Annotated in this window: 15 protein-coding genes; 7 read left to right on the top strand and 8 right to left on the bottom strand. The window is 42.8% G+C overall.

What is annotated here, in order from left to right:
- Positions 1-99: 99 nt before the first annotated feature.
- From gyrB to FKX85_RS14140, 4 genes are all read right to left on the bottom strand, one after another.
- Positions 100-2,058 (bottom strand): DNA topoisomerase (ATP-hydrolyzing) subunit B, encoded by a 1,959-nt coding sequence (gene gyrB, locus FKX85_RS14155; RefSeq protein ID WP_141615352.1) that lies wholly within the window; start codon positions 2,056-2,058, stop codon positions 100-102.
- Positions 2,059-2,195: 137 nt separating this feature from the next.
- Positions 2,196-2,576 carry a CoA-binding protein gene (locus FKX85_RS14150; RefSeq protein ID WP_141615351.1) on the bottom strand — a complete coding sequence of 127 codons (381 nt, stop codon included), beginning with the start codon at positions 2,574-2,576 and terminating at the stop codon, positions 2,196-2,198.
- Positions 2,566-4,149, bottom strand: a complete 1,584-nt coding sequence (locus tag FKX85_RS14145; protein WP_141615350.1) for an NAD(P)/FAD-dependent oxidoreductase — start codon at positions 4,147-4,149, stop codon at positions 2,566-2,568. Before FKX85_RS14145 ends, FKX85_RS14150 begins: the two co-directional genes overlap by 11 nt.
- A gap of 88 nt (positions 4,150-4,237) precedes the next feature.
- Complete coding sequence (locus FKX85_RS14140; RefSeq protein ID WP_141615349.1) at positions 4,238-5,209, bottom strand: tryptophan 2,3-dioxygenase family protein; 972 nt, start codon at positions 5,207-5,209, stop codon at positions 4,238-4,240.
- Between the two features lie 129 nt (positions 5,210-5,338).
- Between FKX85_RS14140 and FKX85_RS14135 the strand changes: the two genes are divergently transcribed.
- Positions 5,339-6,547, top strand: a complete 1,209-nt coding sequence (locus tag FKX85_RS14135; protein WP_141615348.1) for an acyl-CoA dehydrogenase family protein — start codon at positions 5,339-5,341, stop codon at positions 6,545-6,547.
- Between the two features lie 5 nt (positions 6,548-6,552).
- Here the strand turns inward: FKX85_RS14135 and FKX85_RS14130 are convergent, their stop codons facing one another.
- A complete protein-coding gene (locus tag FKX85_RS14130; protein ID WP_141615347.1) occupies positions 6,553-7,650 on the bottom strand; it encodes a DUF1573 domain-containing protein in 1,098 nt (365 codons plus the stop codon).
- Positions 7,651-7,721: 71 nt separating this feature from the next.
- Between FKX85_RS14130 and trpS the strand changes: the two genes are divergently transcribed.
- From trpS to FKX85_RS14110, 4 genes are all read left to right on the top strand, one after another.
- A complete protein-coding gene (gene trpS, locus FKX85_RS14125; protein ID WP_141615346.1) occupies positions 7,722-8,696 on the top strand; it encodes a tryptophan--tRNA ligase in 975 nt (324 codons plus the stop codon).
- A gap of 928 nt (positions 8,697-9,624) precedes the next feature.
- Positions 9,625-10,683, top strand: a complete 1,059-nt coding sequence (locus tag FKX85_RS14120) for an MBOAT family O-acyltransferase (protein ID WP_229239631.1) — start codon at positions 9,625-9,627, stop codon at positions 10,681-10,683.
- Between the two features lie 10 nt (positions 10,684-10,693).
- Positions 10,694-11,632, top strand: a complete 939-nt coding sequence (locus FKX85_RS14115; protein WP_141615344.1) for an alpha-amylase family protein — start codon at positions 10,694-10,696, stop codon at positions 11,630-11,632.
- A 26-nt stretch (positions 11,633-11,658) separates the two neighbouring features.
- Positions 11,659-13,674, top strand: a complete 2,016-nt coding sequence (locus tag FKX85_RS14110; RefSeq protein ID WP_141615343.1) for a polysaccharide lyase family 8 super-sandwich domain-containing protein — start codon at positions 11,659-11,661, stop codon at positions 13,672-13,674.
- A 56-nt stretch (positions 13,675-13,730) separates the two neighbouring features.
- Here the strand turns inward: FKX85_RS14110 and FKX85_RS14105 are convergent, their stop codons facing one another.
- Positions 13,731-14,153 carry a hypothetical protein gene (locus tag FKX85_RS14105; protein WP_141615342.1) on the bottom strand — a complete coding sequence of 141 codons (423 nt, stop codon included), beginning with the start codon at positions 14,151-14,153 and terminating at the stop codon, positions 13,731-13,733.
- 313 nt (positions 14,154-14,466) lie between these two features.
- On the opposite strand from FKX85_RS14105, the gene hppD reads away from it, so the two are divergent.
- Positions 14,467-15,558 (top strand): 4-hydroxyphenylpyruvate dioxygenase, encoded by a 1,092-nt coding sequence (gene hppD / locus FKX85_RS14100; protein WP_141615341.1) that lies wholly within the window; start codon positions 14,467-14,469, stop codon positions 15,556-15,558.
- Between the two features lie 136 nt (positions 15,559-15,694).
- Positions 15,695-17,422, top strand: coding sequence for a phospho-sugar mutase (locus FKX85_RS14095; RefSeq protein WP_141615340.1), 1,728 nt, complete (start codon positions 15,695-15,697; stop codon positions 17,420-17,422).
- A 410-nt stretch (positions 17,423-17,832) separates the two neighbouring features.
- Here FKX85_RS14095 and FKX85_RS14090 read toward each other — a convergent pair whose 3' ends face one another.
- Together FKX85_RS14090 and egtD are read right to left on the bottom strand one after the other, a co-directional pair.
- Positions 17,833-18,615, bottom strand: a complete 783-nt coding sequence (locus FKX85_RS14090) for a tRNA pseudouridine synthase A (RefSeq protein ID WP_141615339.1) — start codon at positions 18,613-18,615, stop codon at positions 17,833-17,835.
- 61 nt (positions 18,616-18,676) lie between these two features.
- Positions 18,677-19,639, bottom strand: a complete 963-nt coding sequence (gene egtD / locus FKX85_RS14085; protein ID WP_141615338.1) for an L-histidine N(alpha)-methyltransferase — start codon at positions 19,637-19,639, stop codon at positions 18,677-18,679.
- Positions 19,640-19,649 lie beyond the last annotated feature (10 nt).

Raw genomic sequence — 19,649 nt, 5'->3', positions numbered from 1 at the left:
CTATGTGGCACTGGAAAAATACTGATAAAAATGCGAAAATAATATAAGTAAAAAGGGGCATATAGCCCCTGAAAATTAAATTTATATTAACCTTTAAAATCAGGTATCAATTTTAGCATATTTAGCATTCTTTTCTATAAACTCCCTTCTCGGAGCCACCTCATCACCCATCAGCATGCTAAACAAATGATCTGCTTCCGCAGCAGAATCAATGGTTACTTGTTTCAATGTACGGCTTGCCGGATCCATCGTTGTGGTCCATAGTTGCTCAGGGTTCATCTCTCCAAGCCCTTTATAACGCTGGATTCCCACATTGTCCACCTTGCCATCACCGGCCATTTCCTTAGTAAGCTTTACGCGTTCATCCTCACTCCAGCAGTAACGCTCATCCTTGCCTTTTTTCAGCAAGTACAATGGAGGCAATGCGATGTATACATAACCATTTTCGATCAGGGATCTCATATACCTAAAGAACAGTGTCAAAATCAACGTCCTAATGTGAGACCCATCAATATCGGCATCAGTCATGATGACAATTTTATGATAACGCAAATGGGTAAGGTCAAGCTCCTTCTCATCTTCAGCCGTTCCAAACTTAACGCCTAAAGCAGTAAGAATGTTTTTAATTTCTTCATTATCATAAATTTTATGTTCATGCGCCTTCTCCACGTTTAGAATTTTACCTTTTAAGGGCAAAATTGCTTGGAAATCGCGATCCCTGCCTTGCTTAGCAGATCCGCCTGCAGAGTCCCCTTCCACCAGATAAAGCTCACATACCTCAGGATTAGTATTGGCACAATCAGCCAGTTTTCCTGGAAGCCCGCCTCCTCCGAGGACGTTCTTTCGCTGCACCATCTCTCTGGCTTTTCTTGCAGCATGACGCGCTTGAGCGGCAAGAACGACCTTTCCAACGATGATTTTAGCTTCTTTTGGATGCTCTTCGAGCCAATACTGAAGCACCTCTGATACCGCACTGTCCACTGCGCTGACCACATCGGAGTTACCTAGCTTGGTCTTGGTCTGGCCTTCAAACTGCGGCTCAGCCACTTTTACGGAAATCACCGCAGTAAGCCCTTCCCTAAAATCATCTCCTGACACATCAATCTTCACTTTGTCCAGCATCCCGGATTTATCAGCATAGCCTTTCAGCGTTCGCGTCAATGCTCTTCTAAACCCCGAAACGTGCGTTCCCCCTTCATAGGTATTAATGGTATTTACATAAGAAACCACATTTTCAGAGAACGAGGAGTTATAGCTCATGGCCACTTGCACAGGGACAGCATTTTTCTCTGACTCTATGTAAATGGGCTCTTGGATGATTTTCTCTCTGGTTTCGTCCAAATACTCCACAAATTCTACCAAGCCGCCCTCAGAGAAAAACTCATCTGACTTGGGATTGCCATCATCATCCAATTCGCGCATATCCTTAAGGAAAATCCTTACTCCTGCATTTAGGAAAGCCATTTCCCTCAAACGGTTAGCGATGGTCTCATACTTATATTCGGTGACATTGAATATTTCTGTATCAGGAACAAAGTGAATACTTGTCCCACGTTTATCAGTCACCCCGATTTCTTTCACTTGAGTCTGCGGAACCCCTTTAGAGTATTCCTGCTCAAATATCTTCCCATTTCTGTAAACAGTAGCCTTCAAATGGATAGAAAGGGCATTCACACAGGAAACCCCCACTCCGTGAAGACCACCTGACACTTTGTAAGTGTCCTTATCAAACTTACCTCCGGCATGCAGGACGGTCATGACCACTTCCAGCGCAGAACGCTTTTCCTTTTCGTGCATATCGGTAGGAATCCCACGGCCATTATCCTGCACCTCTACTGAATTATCCTCGTGGACAGTGACGTGTATCGTATCACAATGCCCGGCAAGGGCCTCATCAATGGAGTTATCGACCACTTCCCAAATCAGGTGATGGAGGCCTTTTACCCCTATATCACCAATGTACATGGCAGGTCTTTTCCTTACCGCTTCTAATCCTTCTAAAATTTGAATATTCCCTGCGGAATATTCCCCTAAATTCGACGCTTGTTCTTTACTCATAATTGGATTTATAAAAGAATAAAGAGGATTTTATCCTCTCTCTTCAATTTCAGTTTCAGCCTTTAATAATACGACATTTTTGCCACAAAACAGCGATAAAACCCCAAAAAATCAACACTCATAATTGACTGGAACCGCTAAAATTGTCCGGTCCTTAACATCACCAAAGTACAAGCCTCTACAGCCTCAATTCCTTCCTGCTCCAAACGGACTTTAAATGCCTGATATTCAGTGCCAGGATTAAATATCACACGCGTTGGCTTCAACGAAAAGATATACTTTTCCCACTCCGGTTGATGACTTGGATTGATATACATGGTCACCGTATGCACATCAGGTACCGCCGGCTGCTCCTTGAGGTCTAGAATATCTTCCCCCAGGACTTCTCCACCATGAATGCTCAATGGGACATAACGATGCCCATGCTCCTTGAGCATCTTCGCTGCTAAAAAAGCATATTTCTGAGGGTTTCCTGTCGCCCCAATTATTACGGTTTTCTTATTTGCATCATTTGCCATACTTTTCCATTAGTTTTTCTGCACAACGTTCCCCATCCATGGCAGCAGAAACAATGCCACCTGCATATCCAGCACCTTCGCCGCAGGGATAAAGCCGACTTACCTCCGTATGCTCGAAGCTTTGTCTGTCCCTGGGGACCCGGACTGGCGAGGATGTCCTGCTCTCCACTCCTACGATTTGGGCTTTACTGGTCAAATACCCTTTCATTTTCCGCTCAAATCCCTTAAATGCCTGCCTCAATCGCGCTGAAATAAACGGTGGCAACACTTCTTCGGCCAGATTAACAGCTGCCAGTCCCGGTTGATAAGAAGTATCAAGAAGGGATTGGCTCACCTTGCCATTTACAAAATCCGTCAGACGCTGAGCAGGCGCTACCTGGGTGCTGCCTGCTGATTTCCACGCAGCTTTTTCTACATCGGCCTGAAACATCATCGCTGACAATGGTCCATGTATCTGATATTGCGAGGGAATATCTTCCAGCTCCACGGCCACCACAATACCTGAGTTGGCATATTTACTGTCCCTTCTGCTAGGGCTCATGCCATTCACCACCAACTCACCTGGAGATGTGGCCGCCGGCACTATAAATCCGCCAGGACACATGCAAAAAGAAAAAACACCACGCTGCTTTCCCTCATACTCAGTTTGCTGCACCAAGGCATAGGAAGAGGCGGGTAAGTATGCCCCTCTTTCTGTGGAGCAATGATACTGTATCTGATCGATCAACTGCTGGTCATGCTCTACCCTTACCCCCAATGCAAATGGTTTTGCCTCCACAAGAATTGACTTCTGGTGAAGCAAATGAAAAATATCCCTCGCAGAATGTCCAGTGGCCAAAATCACTCCGATACCAAGGATGCGCTCCCCATCGGCCGTTACCACTCCGGTCATTTCCCCGTTTTCCAGTATAAAGTCCGTGACCTTGGTATCAAAGAGTATCTCTCCCCCGGCCTGTAATATACTCTCACGAAGCTTACTTACCAGTAGCGGAAGTTTGTTTGTACCAATGTGGGGATGGGCATCCACCAAAATATCTTCGCGTGCCCCATGGGCCACCATGATTTCCAGAATTCTTCTGACATCACCTCTCTTTTTTGATCGGGTATAGAGTTTTCCATCAGAATAAGTCCCTGCACCGCCCTCACCGAAACAGTAATTGGATTCAGGGTTGACATAATGCTCCTTGTTGATGGCCGCCAAGTCCCGGCGACGTGCCCTCACATCCTTCCCTCGCTCCAGCACAATGGGCTTTCCTCCTAGCTCAATTATGCGAAGCGCTGCAAAAAGCCCCGCTGGTCCCGCTCCCACGATGATCACAGAAGCTCCTTTACTTACACTGGGATAATCAGTAGTGGCGGTAATCCTGGATGGAGGGGTTTCGTCTACGAAAATTTCGGCTGTTACATTGACCTTTACCTTTCGTCCCCTGGCATCTATCGAACGCTTTATCGCCCTTATTTTTACATCATCATTCACAGCATCCAAACCCGCAAATTCACACACTGCCGCTTCAAACCGCCGCTCGTCAAAGGCCTCTTCAGGGCTTAGCCTGAGCTGTATTTCTTTTCTCATCGTGTAAGGTTATTATCCTTGAATTTTGTTCTAGCTACTATTAACCTGCTGGGCAGTCCGGCCAGAGATAAACCACCCAGGCAAATCATCATGCTTCTTCCTGACCAAAGATTTCTTTGACCACCCATCCTTTTCCCCACTCCTCAATTTCCTTCTCGGTCCAAAGCTCAGGATAGAATACCACTTTTTGGAAACGTGGGGGAAGGTACTTCTGCCAATTGGTCCCTCCAGTGGCAGCAATGTCAGCAGGTGCCCGATGAAGATAACGTACAGCCGATTTATAATGTGCCAAAGGCCAATAGACATTTGCCTTCAGGTCTAACATCCTCATCAGGTCGGTCAGCTCATCATCAATTTCAGGACAGTGCTGATAGATCTTCCACAAGTTTTTCTTTCTATACTTTAGGATCAGTTCCTTTAGCTGCTTTCCATATTTTTCTTCAAATGTCTTCAAGGTAAGGGTTTTCTCACCAGTTGCAAGCTCCTTGGCACCAAACTGCCAATATAGGATATCAAAAAGACTGTCTACATTAGTGAGGTTAATATCGCTGTAATCTTCTCTTTCCTGGAGGTTCACCAGATACTGTATCTCGGTAGACATGATTTCAATTATACGATATTGGGCACTCTGAAACCCACTGGATGGCAATAGTGACATCCTGAATTTAAGGAACTGATCCTTTTCCATCCCCTTCCACATGACCGAAAAAGAAGAGATCAACTGGTCAAAATACATGATAATCCGCTCCAAACGCTGTTTCAATAAGGCAGCATTCATATCATCTTTTTCACATATTTGCTCAAGCTCCCATATGATCAGGTTAAAGTAAAGCTCCGTAATCTGATGGTAAATGATAAAGATTTTTTCGTCCTTAAAGGAGGTTCTTGGCTGCTGTAAGGTCAGTAGTGTGTCGAGATTGATATAGTCCCAGTAAGTAAGGTAATCTGCATACAATAACCCCTCTAAGTAAGAAAGCATGTCTTGACCAGAAGCCTTATACTTTTCATGTAACAACTGGATTTTCTCGATGATCTCTTTAGATGGTTGCTCCTTGTTCATGGATTTATTTTTTACAGCTTCGCTGTCTTTTTTTCAAACTTCTTGGCTATCTTTTAGAAGCTTTAGAGAAATAATTACCAAAGTATAAAGTGCAAAATTCCATCTAAAAACCCAATAAACCAAAATTATATGTCGTCATTTCAAGATCAAAACACTTCTGCAAAACAAGATCTCTTTGAAGGTGTGGACTTTTACGGCATCGATGAACTGCTGACAGAGGAACACTTACTGATCCGGCAATCCATAAGGGACTTTGTCAAAAAAGAAATATCCCCTTACATCGAAGATTGGTCCCAAAACGCCCATTTCCCTTCCGAAATTGTACCAAAATTTGGTGATGTTGGTGCTTTTGGACCACAAATCCCTGTCGAATATGGAGGCGGAGGCTTGGACTATATATCCTACGGACTGATCATGCAAGAAATCGAACGTGGCGATTCAGGTATGCGTTCCACTGCTTCGGTTCAAGGCTCTCTGGTCATGTACCCTATCTATGCCATGGGAAGTGAAGAACAGCGCAAGAAATATTTACCTAAATTGGCTTCCGGCGAATGGCTAGGGTGTTTTGGCCTTACCGAACCAGACCACGGCTCCAATCCCGGCGGCATGCAAACACACTTTAAAGACAATGGCGATCACTATTTGCTGAATGGCGCCAAAATGTGGATTTCAAATGCGCCTGATGCAGATATCGCTGTAGTTTGGGCCAAAGATGTAAATGATCGGATCCATGGACTTATCGTAGAAAGGGGTATGGAAGGTTTCTCCACTCCCGAAACCCACCACAAATGGTCGCTTCGTGCTAGCTGTACCGGTGAACTGGTTTTCGACAATGTAAAAATCCCAAAGGAAAATCTCTTGCCGGGAAAATCAGGACTCAGTGCACCACTGATGTGCCTGGACTCTGCCAGGTATGGAATCGCCTGGGGGGCCATTGGAGCAGCTATGGACTGCTATGAATCTGCTAAGCGATATTCCTTAGAACGTATTCAGTTTGACAAGCCGATTGCTTCTTTTCAGTTAGTTCAGAAAAAACTGGCCGAAATGCTTACTGAAATCACTAAGGCCCAGCTGTTGGTATGGCGATTAGGCACATTAAAGACACTAGGCAAAGCCACTTCCGCACAAATCTCCATGGCCAAACGAAATAATGTGGACATGGCCCTGAACATCGCTCGTGAGGCGCGGCAGATCCATGGAGGAATGGGAATCACCGGAGAATATCCCATCATGCGTCACATGATGAACCTGGAATCGGTTATTACCTATGAGGGCACGCACGACATTCACTTATTGATATTGGGAAATGAGATTACAGGAATCCCGGCTTTTAAGTAAAAGGGCTAGTCAATCCTACTTTTCACTACTATGGTCCGGGTGGGATTCAAGGGATCGTTGCTAAATATCGTCACCATTTTATGGTCTATACCAAGCCTGTCTGACGGATCAAAAGTCAACTTCAAAGTGGTCTTTTCTCTTGGTGCCAAGTCATAGGTGGGCAAGTCGAACTGCATACATTCACAATTGGTCACGACCTTACGGATATTAACTGGCTCTGGGCTCATGTTGCTAAGTGTAATTTCATGGTGGACCAGCTCTTTACTGGAAATTTTCCCCAGGTCTACCTCCACTTCTGAGACACCAAGCCGCGGTACCTGATTAACCTCACTTTTTGCGACCGGCGCAAAGTACTCCTGTACTGTTGTCAGCAGTCTCAGCGCAACTCCCTCATTACCGCTGGATTCTATCTGAAAAGCAACCTCTTCATCAAAGAATCCAAGGTCATTTTTCTCTGTCCCATCATACTGAATGGCCAGCAAGCCTCGTGATTTTGCAGGAACGATGGCAGGGATCATATTGATTTTCACATGTGAGGGTAACCCACTATGGGCTTCATCCAAGGTAATTGGAAGGTCTTTAAAGTTATAAAAGTCCACATATTTCACCTTTGGCGCATCGGTAAAGACGTTTCCCATATTGATAGAACTAAACCTAAAGCCAAGATTTCCCACTTTATAATCGTAATAGGACGCCACATTCTCTGGGTAAGGTATATTGAACCCTTCCAGATGGAGGGTATCACCTGCAGGATTGATGTTGGTTTTCACTACCACCTTTTTCTCGAAGGCTCCACCAAAACCAGTAGGCTGATAATCAACTTTGATGGCTCCAATTTGGTTATGCAGCAATGTATCGGTGATAAAATCCACGGTGGTGCAGCCACAATCCGTCTCCACTCCCTCAATGATCACTGGTGATGTCCCGTCATTGACCACAAAAAACTCGGTGGTAACTTTTCCATATTCTTCCATGACAGAACCTAGTGAGGCTTTTTGTCTTTCCCATATCAGCGGAGAGTCCACAACCGACTGAGCATGAACAGGTAAGGAGAAACCAACAGAAATAAGTAAATAAATGGGTATGAACAGGATATTTTTCATACACACAAATAACGGTAAAATTCAGGCGAATTGTGTCCTATTTTCTTTAATTTGCAACAAAAAATTAATCGATGGCAAGAGTATTAACTGGAATTCAAAGCTCTGGAAGACCTCATTTGGGAAACATCCTAGGTGCGATCATTCCGGCGATTGAACTTACGAAAAGGGACGATAACGATTCATTTATTTTTATTGCAGACTTTCACTCGCTTACCACCATTAAGGATGGTGTAAAACGAAAAGAAAATATCCATGCGGTGGCTGCTGCCTGGCTAGCTTTTGGGCTGGACATTGGTAAGACCACCTTTTACCGTCAGTCCAGGATTCCGGAAATAGCCGAATTGACCTGGTACCTGAGCTGCTTTACTCCTTTTCCCATGCTGGCAAATGCCCATAGTTTTAAGGATAAGTCCGACAAGCTCTCTGATATAAATGCAGGTCTTTTCACCTATCCTGTGCTGATGGCTTCGGATATTTTGATCTTTGATGCAGACATTGTGCCTGTCGGCAAAGACCAACTCCAACACCTGGAAATGACGCGGGATATTGCCAGCGCATTTAATCACAGGATGGAAGAGGAAATCTTAGCCTTGCCAGAATCCAGGGTAAATGAAAATGTCATGATCATCCCAGGGACAGATGGCCAAAAGATGAGCAAATCCTATAATAATTATATCGACATCTTTTTACCGGCCAAACAGCTAAAGAAAAATGTCAACAGTATCGTTACAGACAGCACTCCCCTCGAAGAACCCAAAGACCCTGACACCTGTAATGTCTTCAGGCTCTACAGTTTGGTCGCAACAGCAGAACAGACCAAGGCTCTTCGTCAAAAGTACCTCGGCGGAAACTTTGGTTATGGACATGCAAAAAAAGAGTTTCTGGAATTGATCATGGAGAAATATAAGCAGGAGCGCGAAATCTTCGATTACTATATGAACAACCTCGATGAACTAGATGCCAAGCTGGCAGAAGGAGAAGCCAAAGCCCGGGAAATAGCGCAAAATACACTAAACCGGGTCAGGGAAAAACTGGGGTACAAGTAAGAAGTGACATTAAAGCCTATGCCTATCCTGAAGCTTAGTCGTAGCCATAGCCTGTGTGGGATTAGCTTTTTCTATTCTTTCAATATCATTCACTCCATGATCAACTTTAAACCTGAAATCAATGCCGTTTAGATTACGTGTGTCACCGATAGTCATGCGGGACAGGCTATTCAGCTTTGTTACTGTCTGCTCTTAACTAAACGGCATTAAAGCTGGGTTAAATGGATACTTCAAATGAGTTACTTTATAAATTAGGTCTTTAGACCGGGCTTAAAACCCCGGTCTTTTTTTTAATTGATTACCCACTTTCTTTTCCAAAATAAATTTCTGCGGACTCCCCTGATTGTCTCAAATCAAGAATCAGTAGTTGCTTACCTATCTGGAAAAGGCAGGCAGGTGTAACCTCCCAACCTCTGGTACTGGCCAAGTTGCAATACGCCCTTCGTCATTTAAACGTCCACTAATATACCGTTGCGGTAGCATTAATACTTTTATAATTATTTAAAATACATTTTTTTTATTTTAAAATACATTTTTTATATATTTGTTGTAACATATTTGTTCTCCGTTTAAAGCCATCAACAAAATGCTTTTTAACTCCATTGAATTTGCATTCTTCCTGCCAATTGTGTTTTTCATTTACTGGCTAGTTCTTAAAAACACAGTAAAAGGCCAAAACATCTGGTTACTTCTGGCCAGCTACTTTTTCTATGGGTGGTGGGATTGGAGGTTTTTGTCTTTGATTTTCTTCAGCTCAATTGTAGATTATACCATTGGGTTAAACCTACATAAAAGTCAAAATGAATCTAGGCGAAAAGCGCTTCTCTTTCTAAGCATTTTAATCAACATCGGCTTTCTATGCTATTTCAAATACTTCAATTTCTTCCTTGATAGTTTAAATGAAGCCTTTACCCTTTTAGGGAAACCATTGGAATCCAGCAGGCTTAACATCATATTGCCGGTAGGAATCAGTTTTTATACCTTTCAGACCCTAAGTTACACCATAGACATTTACAAGAGGAAATTAGAACCCACAAAGGACATTGTGGCCTTTTTTACCTTTGTCAGCTTCTTTCCCCAGCTTGTCGCAGGTCCGATAGAAAGGGCGAGTCACTTGCTGCCCCAATTTTCAAGAAAGCGGAATTTCTCCTATGACATGGTATCACAAGGTGGTAAGCTAATGCTTTGGGGACTATTTATGAAAGTAGTTGTTGCGGACCGTCTGGCGATCTACGTGGACGATGTTTATGTTCTGTTAGACCAGCACTCCTGGTTGACGCTTTTCACTGCCCACGCATTCTTTGCATTCCAGATTTACTGCGATTTTGCAGGATATTCCCTGATAGCCATTGGTTGTGCCAAACTATTTGACTTCCACTTGATGGACAACTTCCAACGCCCCTACTTTGCGACATCCTTTAAGTCTTTTTGGAGCAGGTGGCACATTTCCCTTTCTACTTGGTTCAGGGACTATGTTTACATTCCATTGGGAGGGAACCGGAAAGGCCGTTTTCATTCAGGATTAAATCTCATGGCTACCTTTATCATCAGTGGCTTTTGGCATGGTGCCAACTGGACCTATATCATTTGGGGAGCACTCCACGGTTTTTATCAGATAATGGAAAAATACGTACTTAAGTTTAAGCTTCCAAAAGCGGTCAATTGGATAGTTGTCTTTTCACTTACATGTCTGGCATGGGTGTTTTTCAGGGCACCTTCAGTCACTGATGCCATGACCGTACTTGAAAGGATCATCACCTTTCAAGGATCAGGACTTTATTTTGGAGACAAAGGAATTTTCATATTTGGACTCATGGGACTCTCCCTTCTAATGCTTCATGATTATGTCATGGAATTCAAACCCGATTACCAATTTCTTTACCATCGAAGCCCTATCGTCCGGTATGCGACCATAGTGGTTCTAATGATGTTTATCACCACCTTCGGTGTATTTGACAATAGTCAGTTTATCTACTTTCAATTTTAAAATTGGTGCGATGAAAAAATTAATTAAAAACATGGCCATCATTATAGCAAGCTTCCTCATTGTAGACGTTTTAGCAGGGATGATTTTGGATGCTACTTTAAAAAACAGTCCAGATGGAAGATTCTATAAAATTGATTATACGCTTAACGAATGTAATGAAGATATTATCATTTATGGGAGCTCCAGAGGAGAAAGCAACTATTGTCCACAGGTTTTTGAAGATTCTCTAGGCCTTACCTGCTGGAACGCAGGAAGAGGAGGGCAGAGCCTGCCATTTATGTACGCCATGAACAAGGCCATTACCCAAAGACATGCTCCTAAGATAGCCATCATTAATATAGAAGGCCTGTTTTTGGAAAATAGAGAGGACCAAGTCCCGTTCTTTGACAGAGCTGCAGGTTTATTACGACCATTTTACACGGAGCACCCAGCCATAAGAAGTGTGGTAGATAATAAATCTTATGCAGAACAATACCTAAATTACTCTAATCTCTATGCCTACAACTCATCATATTACTACCTACTCAGGCCTTATGCTATAAAAGGTGTGGATGGAAAAGTTGAAGAAAACGGCTGGAAACCTAAAAATGGTAAATTAGGACCCCAGAACTATAATCAACGGATTATTAGCGAAACCCAAGAACTAAACCCTGAATACGTCAAGCTTCTTGACGAACTTATCACTTCACTGAAGAAAAAAGGAACCCAAGTTTATATTGTCGCTTCTCCTAACTATAAAGAAAAGGTTATTGCATCTAAATCGATAACATATATCAAAAGTAGGGATGACATTGTCTTCCTAGATTACTTGAATGTTGATGAATTTACAGAAAACAAGGACTACTATAATGATCCTAATCACCTAAATCGAAGGGGAGCCATTGCCTTCTCAGCGGAAATAGCCAGTAAAATCAAGTCACAAACAAACTATCTTAGTAGTACTAAATAGGTTTGCATGAATTTCACATATTAACTATGCTTTTAACTTGGAAACACTTCACCCTACTCTCTCTTTTGTGCCTGTTCTCTTTTTTTGCGGATGCCAATAGATCCAAAGAAGGAGATCTCATACTGGAAAAATATCGGTCAATCCTACTCCGAAACACCGTTAAGGACAATAATGTGTCTAATATTATCAATAGATTTGATAAAAGTACTGGAAAATGGAAGGACCTAAATTATCAGGACACTGATAAAACGGGCTGGGATCCCACTTCCCATATTTATCGCACCTCTTACCTCAGTTACGCATATTTCGATCAAAACTCTGATTACTTTGAAGATAATGAACTCATACATATCATCAACCTTTCATTGGATCATTGGCTGAACCAAAATTATGTTAACAGAAATTGGTTTCCCATGCAAGTGTCCATTCCTAGATCACTGCTCAACACAACCATTCTTCTTGGCAATAAGCTCACCACTGCCAATTATCAGAATATTTTAGAATACACTTCGAAGATCAAAATTTATAAAGCAGGTGCTAACTTGATATGGCTCGCAGACAATGTCCTCCACTATGCCCTTCTTGTCGATGATGAAGAAAAGGCCAAAGATGCTATTTCCCGAATTGTGAATGAAATCCAAATTGGTGCACCTTCAGGTATTCAGGAAGATTTTAGTTTTTACCACCATAAGGAACGTCTCCAGCAATTCAGTTATGGTGGTGCATACCTGCAGATTAGTGCCAGATTAGCCTGGGAGATGGATGGCACATCTCTGGCATTCCCACAAGAAAAAGTCGACATCTTGCGAAAATTCCTTACAGAAGGAATGTGGTGGATGGCTAGGGGAGAATACACTGTCCCTCCTACTATTGACAGGGCTTGTAGCAGAAAAAATGCTTTGAAAGAAACCGTATCCATAGAAACAGTCAATTTTCTAAAAGATCTCGATTCTGAAAACCCTACTCCATACGAGTCCATTTCGAAGAGCCTTACCGGTCCTCTGCCCATTACTCCCAAAGGATCCAGGGCTTTTTATAAATCGGATATCCTCACCCATCATTCTGAAAACGGTAGTTTTTTCATCAAAATGCTCTCCGATCGAAACCTACCAGCTGAAAGCATCAATGGAGAAAACCGTAAAGGGGAATTTATGAACTATGGCAATACTTATTTCCTGAAAAATGGAATGGAATATTTTAACCTAATGCCATTTTGGGATTGGAATTTAATACCGGGATTTACCTATGTGGAAGGAACAGAAGGATACCACAGAAAACCATTTACAGGAAGCCTTTCTGCAAATGGTATGGGCGTGGCGGTCATGGATTATGAATTGGAAGATAAAGACGGCAACCCCGCGCTTTCTGCTCGAAAAGCGTGGTTTACGTATAAAAACGTCATGGTAGCACTAGTAACAAACCTCCAATCATCACAAAAAGAATCCATAACTTCCCTTGATCAATCCCTTTGGACTGGATGGGTAAAATCAGGCGAGAAAATTTTCCCTGCTAGCGGTGATTATGACATCACCGCCACAGGATGGGTTTACCATGACGGATTGTGCTACGGCTCATCTTCCGCTCAAACACTAGGGGTAAAATTAACCGAAAACAAAGGTTCTTGGGGAGACATCAACATTAAGTATAAAGGAGAAGATTCTTATAGCAAAAAAGTATTTCTCCCCTATATCAAGCAGCAAAAAGGCAATTTCGATTATTATGTTGCGGATGTACCATCCTTGGAAGCAGCGGAACAACTACACCACCAACCTTTTTGGTCAGTAATAAGCAATTCGGAAGACTTACAAGTGATCAAATTCGAAGACGGTGCTTTGGCAGGGGTTATCTGGTCTCCCAATAAAAATTTCACCATAGACCAAATGACCATTTCAGTTGACGTGCCCGTATACTTCATAAAATCCTCTTCTGGACTTACCCTGACCTCGCCAAATCCAACACATAAAAGTTTTGCAATAACAGTAAATGGCAAGCGTCACCAAATTGAAAATGATTTCCTAAATGGGGCCCTTTTACCACTTTAGCATGCATAAAAAAGCCGAACAGCGGTTAGTGCTGTTCGGCTTTTTTTTGTTTTTTTTTATCGAGATCGCCACAAGTCCTTCATCGGAACACCATTGATCTGCATCACGAAGCGCGTAGGATTCGGAATGATGATGATACGCACATCTTGACCATCAAATTGCTCCGATTCTATCGGCACGCCCTCTTTTCCTTTTACCTCATAAGAAATAACTCCCTTCGCATCAGGCAGCATAGGGGTGTATTTATTGGCCAGATAGGCAGAAGGAAGCAAAATATCTGTATCTGAGTCTAGCTTATCATAAATTTTCTCCAGTTCTCCCTCTAATTCGTCACCATACTCCTCGTTAAAGTCATCTTCCAGATCATGCATCGCTTCTTCGATATCATCATAATCCTCATCTGCATAGGTCAACTTACTGAGCTCGATCCTCTTCTCTACAATAGCGGTTAGGTCCTTGTCTAACTTATTTAAATCCATTATTATGTTACTTGATTTTCAAATGAAACATGAAATTAGATAATCCACTGAGAGTTTCCAAAAAGAAAGCGCGATTCTTATTTCCCTTAAAAAGTATTTCTTATAATCTTAAAAAACATCTTCATGATTTTATTTTTACAAATTCTCACCACCCAATACTAAATTTCAAAATTCCAGAATGCTTGCCACAAAAACACCAAATTAAAATCGATAGACAGCCTTTTTTCAAACACCTTTTCCACTGTTAATTACATCTTTAAAACGTTATATTTGTTTATAGTGAACAATATATAAACCCAAAACCCTTAAAATTATGAATGCTGACTTTCTTCCGATAAACGGTACTGACCATGTGGAGTTTTACGTGGGAAACGCCAAGCAATCTGCCATGTACTATCAGACTGCTTTTGGATACCAACTTGCAGCATATGCTGGTCCAGAAACGGGAGTGAGGGACCGTGCATCCTATGTGCTCCAACAAGGCAAGATCAGGCTAGTGCTTACCACTGCATTAACCCAAGACCATCCAATTGCGAAACATGTCTCCAAACATGGAGATGGAGTCAAAGTCTTAGCGCTGTGCGTGGACGATGCGGAAAAAGCCTGGGAAGAAACCACTTCAAGGGGAGCCGTCAGCCGCGAACTTCCTAAGGTCATCCAAGACGCCAATGGGGCCGTAAAACTATCCTCCATATGCACGTATGGCGAAACACTCCACACCTTTGTGGAACGTAAAGAATACAATGGGCCATTTTTGCCAGGCTATAAGGCAGTAACGGGCATCCGCACTCCTCCAGTAGGGCTCCAGTACATCGATCACTGCGTAGGAAATGTAGGCTGGGGGGAAATGGACGAATGGGTAGCCTTTTATGAAAAAGTTATGGGGTTCAACCTTCTGGTAACATTTGACGACAAAGACATCTCCACAGAATACTCTGCCTTAATGTCCAAAGTCGTTTCCAATGGGAATGGATATATCAAATTCCCCATCAACGAACCAGCAAAAGGCAAAAAGAAATCCCAAATCGAAGAATACCTTGATTTCTACAATGGCCCAGGCGTGCAGCATATTGCCATCTCCACCGATGATATCATCTCCACCGTAAGTGAACTGCGCAAGCGTGGGGTGGAATTCCTGAAAGTTCCTGAAAACTACTATGAAAACTTAATTGACCGCGTTGGCAAAATAGATGAGTCAGTTGAACCGTTAAAAGAACTGAACATCCTTGTAGATCGTGATGAAGAGGGATATTTACTTCAAATCTTCACAAGGCCTGTCCAAGATCGCCCCACCCTTTTCTATGAGATCATTCAACGAAAAGGAGCTAAATCCTTTGGGAAAGGCAACTTCAAGGCACTATTTGAAGCCATCGAGCGAGAACAAGAATTAAGAGGTAATCTGTAGATTTACCATTAAAGAATGACCAGTGATGTACAAAAAGTAAAAGTTTTTTTACTTTTTCACTATCTCCAATCACCTGAAGTGGCATTAAACGCAATAATGCTTAAATTAGAATTTCATTTTAAGCTTTTTATTAAACATGACAGACACATCCATTATTAGCAAAGCCCAATCGTGGCTAAACAGCAACATTGACCAAGACAGCAAAACCAAAATCCAACAGTTATTAGACGCATCAGATTCGTCAGAACTTATAGATTCCTTTTATAAGGACCTAGAGTTCGGAACCGGCGGTCTTCGCGGTGTAATGGGGATTGGTTCAAACCGTATGAATGTGTACACGATAGGAATGGCCACACAGGGTTTGGCCAATTACTTGCTAGCCTGTTTTCCTGATGAAGAAATCAAAGTAGCCATCACCCATGATTCCAGGATTAACAACACGCTTTTTGCAGAGACTACGGCCAATGTCCTTACCGCCAATGGCATCAAGGTAAAGTATTTTGAAGAGATGCGTCCTACGCCCATGCTGTCATACGCGATCAGACACTATGGTTGTAAAAGCGGTGTGATGATCACTGCTTCCCATAATCCAAAGGAATATAATGGATATAAAGCTTACTGGGAAGATGGCGGACAGATCGTGGCGCCTCATGACAAAAACATCATCATGGAAGTACAGAAAATCAAATCCATAGATGATGTAAAATGGGACAAGAATGATGCGCTTATCGAGTACATTGGTAGAGAGATGGACCTGACCTATCTGAATGATATCAAAAAACTCAGCCTTTCCCCCAAAGCGATTCTTAACCAGCGGGACATGTGCATCGTGTTTTCCCCTATCCATGGCGCTTCAGGAAAAATGGTCCCCGCTGCCCTTAAAACGTTCGGTTTTGAGAACATTCATGTCGTAAAAGAACAAGAGCAGCCAGACGGGACTTTCCCCACAGTGGTCTACCCTAACCCCGAAGAGGCTGAAGCCCTTAGCTTATCGCTGAAGCTTGCAAAAGAAGTCAATGCTGAACTGGTCCTTGCCTGTGACCCTGATGGTGACCGCTATGCCGCTGCCATTCCCAATGAAAAAGGTGAATATGAACTGCTCAATGGCAACCAAACAGGCAGCATCCTTACCTATTACCTACTGAACCAATGGAGAGAACATGGCCTCTTTACCGGAGAGCAATTCATGGTAAATACCATTGTTACCACCGAGCTGATTGAGGAAATTTGTCATGGATTCAATATCCCTTGTTACAGAGTATTGACAGGTTTTAAAAACATCGCGGCCATCATCCGTGAACTTGAAGGCAAAAAGCAGTTTGTAGGCGGTGGAGAAGAAAGTTATGGTTTCTTAGTGGGCGATGCCGTAAGGGACAAAGACGGCGTTTCTGCCTGTGCCATGCTAGCAGAAGCAGTAGCTTACTATAAAGAAAAAGGCATGACACTCTTTGACGTCCTTGCCGAAATCTACCAAGAATACAGTTTCTACAAAGAGTCGCTGATTTCAGTCACCAAGAAAGGCAAGGACGGTGCCGAGCAGATCCAACAGCTGATGCACGGTTTTAGGACCAACAGGCCGGAAGCCATCAATGGCATCAAAGTGGTCAAAGTAGTCGATGTAAAAGAAAGCAAACTATACAATATCGCAGAAGGAACAGAAGAGGACCTCGACTTGGACAAAAGCAATGTCATCCAATTCTATCTGGAAGATGGCAGTAAGATTTCTGCTCGTCCATCTGGGACGGAGCCAAAAATCAAATACTATATTTCAGTGAACGAGAGCCTTCCAAACCGAGAAGCCTACAGAAAAGTAGAAGCTTCCTTGGCTGAGAAAATCGAGGGGCTTAAAAAGTTCTTTGAATAAGTCACTTCCCAATAACTTGACAGGTGATCTCATCCCATAGGAATCCCTTTGGGATGAGTTGCCATTTCGACCAAAGAAGAAATCTAACAATCATTTTCGTCAAATCCAGTTATAAGCTTCTTTCTACCGTCAGCATGTCAATTAAACTGGCTTATGCGATTTCCTCTTTTTTTAACCCGGTTTATGCATTTGGAATCGTCGTAGTCTGTCCTCCCGAAATCCTTCGGGACAGGCTGTCGGATGTCAGGAAGAACTGAAAGTATAAGAAAATCAGTTGGTTCGGAGGTGTGAGCGTAGCACCACTACAGTGTACCCTGTCTGGCCACCAGGTAAAACCGAAAACTAAAGCGTAGCGGCTGATTTTGAAGCAATATCGGGTCGCAATAGATAGGCTAATGCATATTCCGGGTTTAAAACAGTACCTTCTGCAATACCAATCCTCGGGCCGGAGCTTTTTCACTTAGGGGAAAGACACCCCTTTTTCCGTCCAACGCTTCCTGCAATTCATCCCTATGTAACCTTCCACGCCCCAGATCATAGAGTGTTCCCATCATTAACCGCACTTGGTTTCTCATAAATCCTTTGCCTTTCACACTAAAGCAATATATTGCTGGCTGAATCTCCCATTCCGATGCTGCCTGCTTAAATGCCGTCACCGATGATGCAACGATTTCTCTACTAAAAACCGCTTCAGCTTTTGGTTTGGTACAAAAATTCCTGAAATCGTTCAGGCCTTCAAAAAGTTTGGCAGTATCCTGGATCAATGGAATATCAAGGACTTCAGGAAATACCACTACATAGGGAGCTGAAAAAGGGTGAGGCTTAGCCCCAAAAGAAAAATAATAACGGTATTCCTTTTCTTTAACATCTTGGATGATGTTAAAATCCGGCCCAATGGGTGCTGCAGACAATAACCGGATATCATCAGGAAGAAAGGCATTCACTCCTTTTACCATCCCCTCCAGCTGCTCATCATAGGCAGAAAAAAGCTCGAAGGCACCTTGGATACAGGAAACACCTGCGTCTGTTCTACCTGCACCTAGAAGCTTAAATTCCCCATGCCCCAACCAACCTTTAAAACTCCTTTCAAGCATTTCCTGGATGGTCTTAACCCCCGGTTGTTTCTGCCAACCGTGATATCGGAAACCAAGATACTGCACTTGGAATAAATAGGTAAAAGGCTTGCTTTTCATGAGGTGATTTTTTTTATCGAATCGCGAAGGTAACCATCATGAATACAAGAAGCAACGTCCCCTATCGCTTCTGCCACAGGCTATCGGTAAAGTAATGATCCTGATCTTCAAAATCTTGGACCACGACAAAACCGCTTTGTCCTGCCAATACCTCCAGTTCATGATGGCTGTATTTTTTAGAAATCTCTGTATGAATGGCCTCAGCTTTGTCAAAATAAAACTCCCTATTCAGTCCTTTAATGCATACCTTTTGGCTTTGCGTGCTCACCAAATAGCTTCTGCATTCTCCAGTGGCGGGGTCATACATCGGCCAGTGTTTAAATTTGGTCAGGTCAAAATCTCCTCCAAGTTCTTTATTGATCCTGGCAAGTACATTAAGGTTAAAATCCCTGGTAACACCGTCAGCATCATTATATGCCTGCAAGATAATGTCCGGATCCTTCTTTAAATCAAAGCCAATCAAAAGATAGTCTCCAGATTTCAGTGACTCGGCGATGTTGCGAAGTATGGTGACTGCTTGTTCGTAATTAAAGTTTCCGATATTCCCTCCCAAAAAAAGTAATAGTGTAGGATGATCATTTTCCCACTTTTTCACCTCCAACGCACGCTTGTAGGTACCTACAATAGGCTGTACATCCAGGGAAGTAGAAGACTGCTGAAGATCAGCCTTAAGCTCATCCAGCACCGTCCCTGAAATATCAATTGGAAAATAAGTAAAATCAGCTCCTTCCTGCTGCAAGTGGTTGATCAATATTTTTGTTTTCAGCCCATCCCCTGCTCCCATCTCCACGAGATTAAAACACGGTGCCATCATGGCCCTGGCCAGTATATCATCCTTATACCTGTCCAAAATAGCGAATTCCTTTCTGGTAAGATAGTACTCGGGTAGATGCATGATTTTTTGGAATAACTTGTCCCCACGTTGGTCATAAAAGTATTTGGAGGAAAGGTGTTTCTGGGAGGCACTGAGCCCGGTCAGAACATCCTTGGCAAACTCAGTTTCAGTCTTAAGGGTATATTCCATAAAAGGTCGG

The organism is Echinicola soli, from assembly GCF_006575665.1.
GTDB lineage: Bacteria > Bacteroidota > Bacteroidia > Cytophagales > Cyclobacteriaceae > Echinicola > Echinicola soli.
The sequence above is the reverse complement of the archived record's forward strand: the minus strand, read 5'-3'. Positions and strand labels throughout refer to the sequence as shown.

Coding starts and splice junctions, on each gene's coding strand:
- gyrB (WP_141615352.1), bottom strand. CDS start 2,058: ATGAGTAAAGAACAAGCGTCGAATTTAGGGGAATATTCCGCAGGGAAT.
- FKX85_RS14110 (WP_141615343.1), top strand. CDS start 11,659: ATGCTTTTAACTTGGAAACACTTCACCCTACTCTCTCTTTTGTGCCTG.
- hppD (WP_141615341.1), top strand. CDS start 14,467: ATGAATGCTGACTTTCTTCCGATAAACGGTACTGACCATGTGGAGTTT.
- egtD (WP_141615338.1), bottom strand. CDS start 19,639: ATGGAATATACCCTTAAGACTGAAACTGAGTTTGCCAAGGATGTTCTG.
- FKX85_RS14115 (WP_141615344.1), top strand. CDS start 10,694: ATGAAAAAATTAATTAAAAACATGGCCATCATTATAGCAAGCTTCCTC.
- FKX85_RS14095 (WP_141615340.1), top strand. CDS start 15,695: ATGACAGACACATCCATTATTAGCAAAGCCCAATCGTGGCTAAACAGC.
- FKX85_RS14090 (WP_141615339.1), bottom strand. CDS start 18,615: ATGAAAAGCAAGCCTTTTACCTATTTATTCCAAGTGCAGTATCTTGGT.
- FKX85_RS14105 (WP_141615342.1), bottom strand. CDS start 14,153: ATGGATTTAAATAAGTTAGACAAGGACCTAACCGCTATTGTAGAGAAG.
- FKX85_RS14135 (WP_141615348.1), top strand. CDS start 5,339: ATGTCGTCATTTCAAGATCAAAACACTTCTGCAAAACAAGATCTCTTT.
- FKX85_RS14130 (WP_141615347.1), bottom strand. CDS start 7,650: ATGAAAAATATCCTGTTCATACCCATTTATTTACTTATTTCTGTTGGT.
- FKX85_RS14150 (WP_141615351.1), bottom strand. CDS start 2,576: ATGGCAAATGATGCAAATAAGAAAACCGTAATAATTGGGGCGACAGGA.
- FKX85_RS14140 (WP_141615349.1), bottom strand. CDS start 5,209: ATGAACAAGGAGCAACCATCTAAAGAGATCATCGAGAAAATCCAGTTG.
- FKX85_RS14145 (WP_141615350.1), bottom strand. CDS start 4,149: ATGAGAAAAGAAATACAGCTCAGGCTAAGCCCTGAAGAGGCCTTTGAC.
- trpS (WP_141615346.1), top strand. CDS start 7,722: ATGGCAAGAGTATTAACTGGAATTCAAAGCTCTGGAAGACCTCATTTG.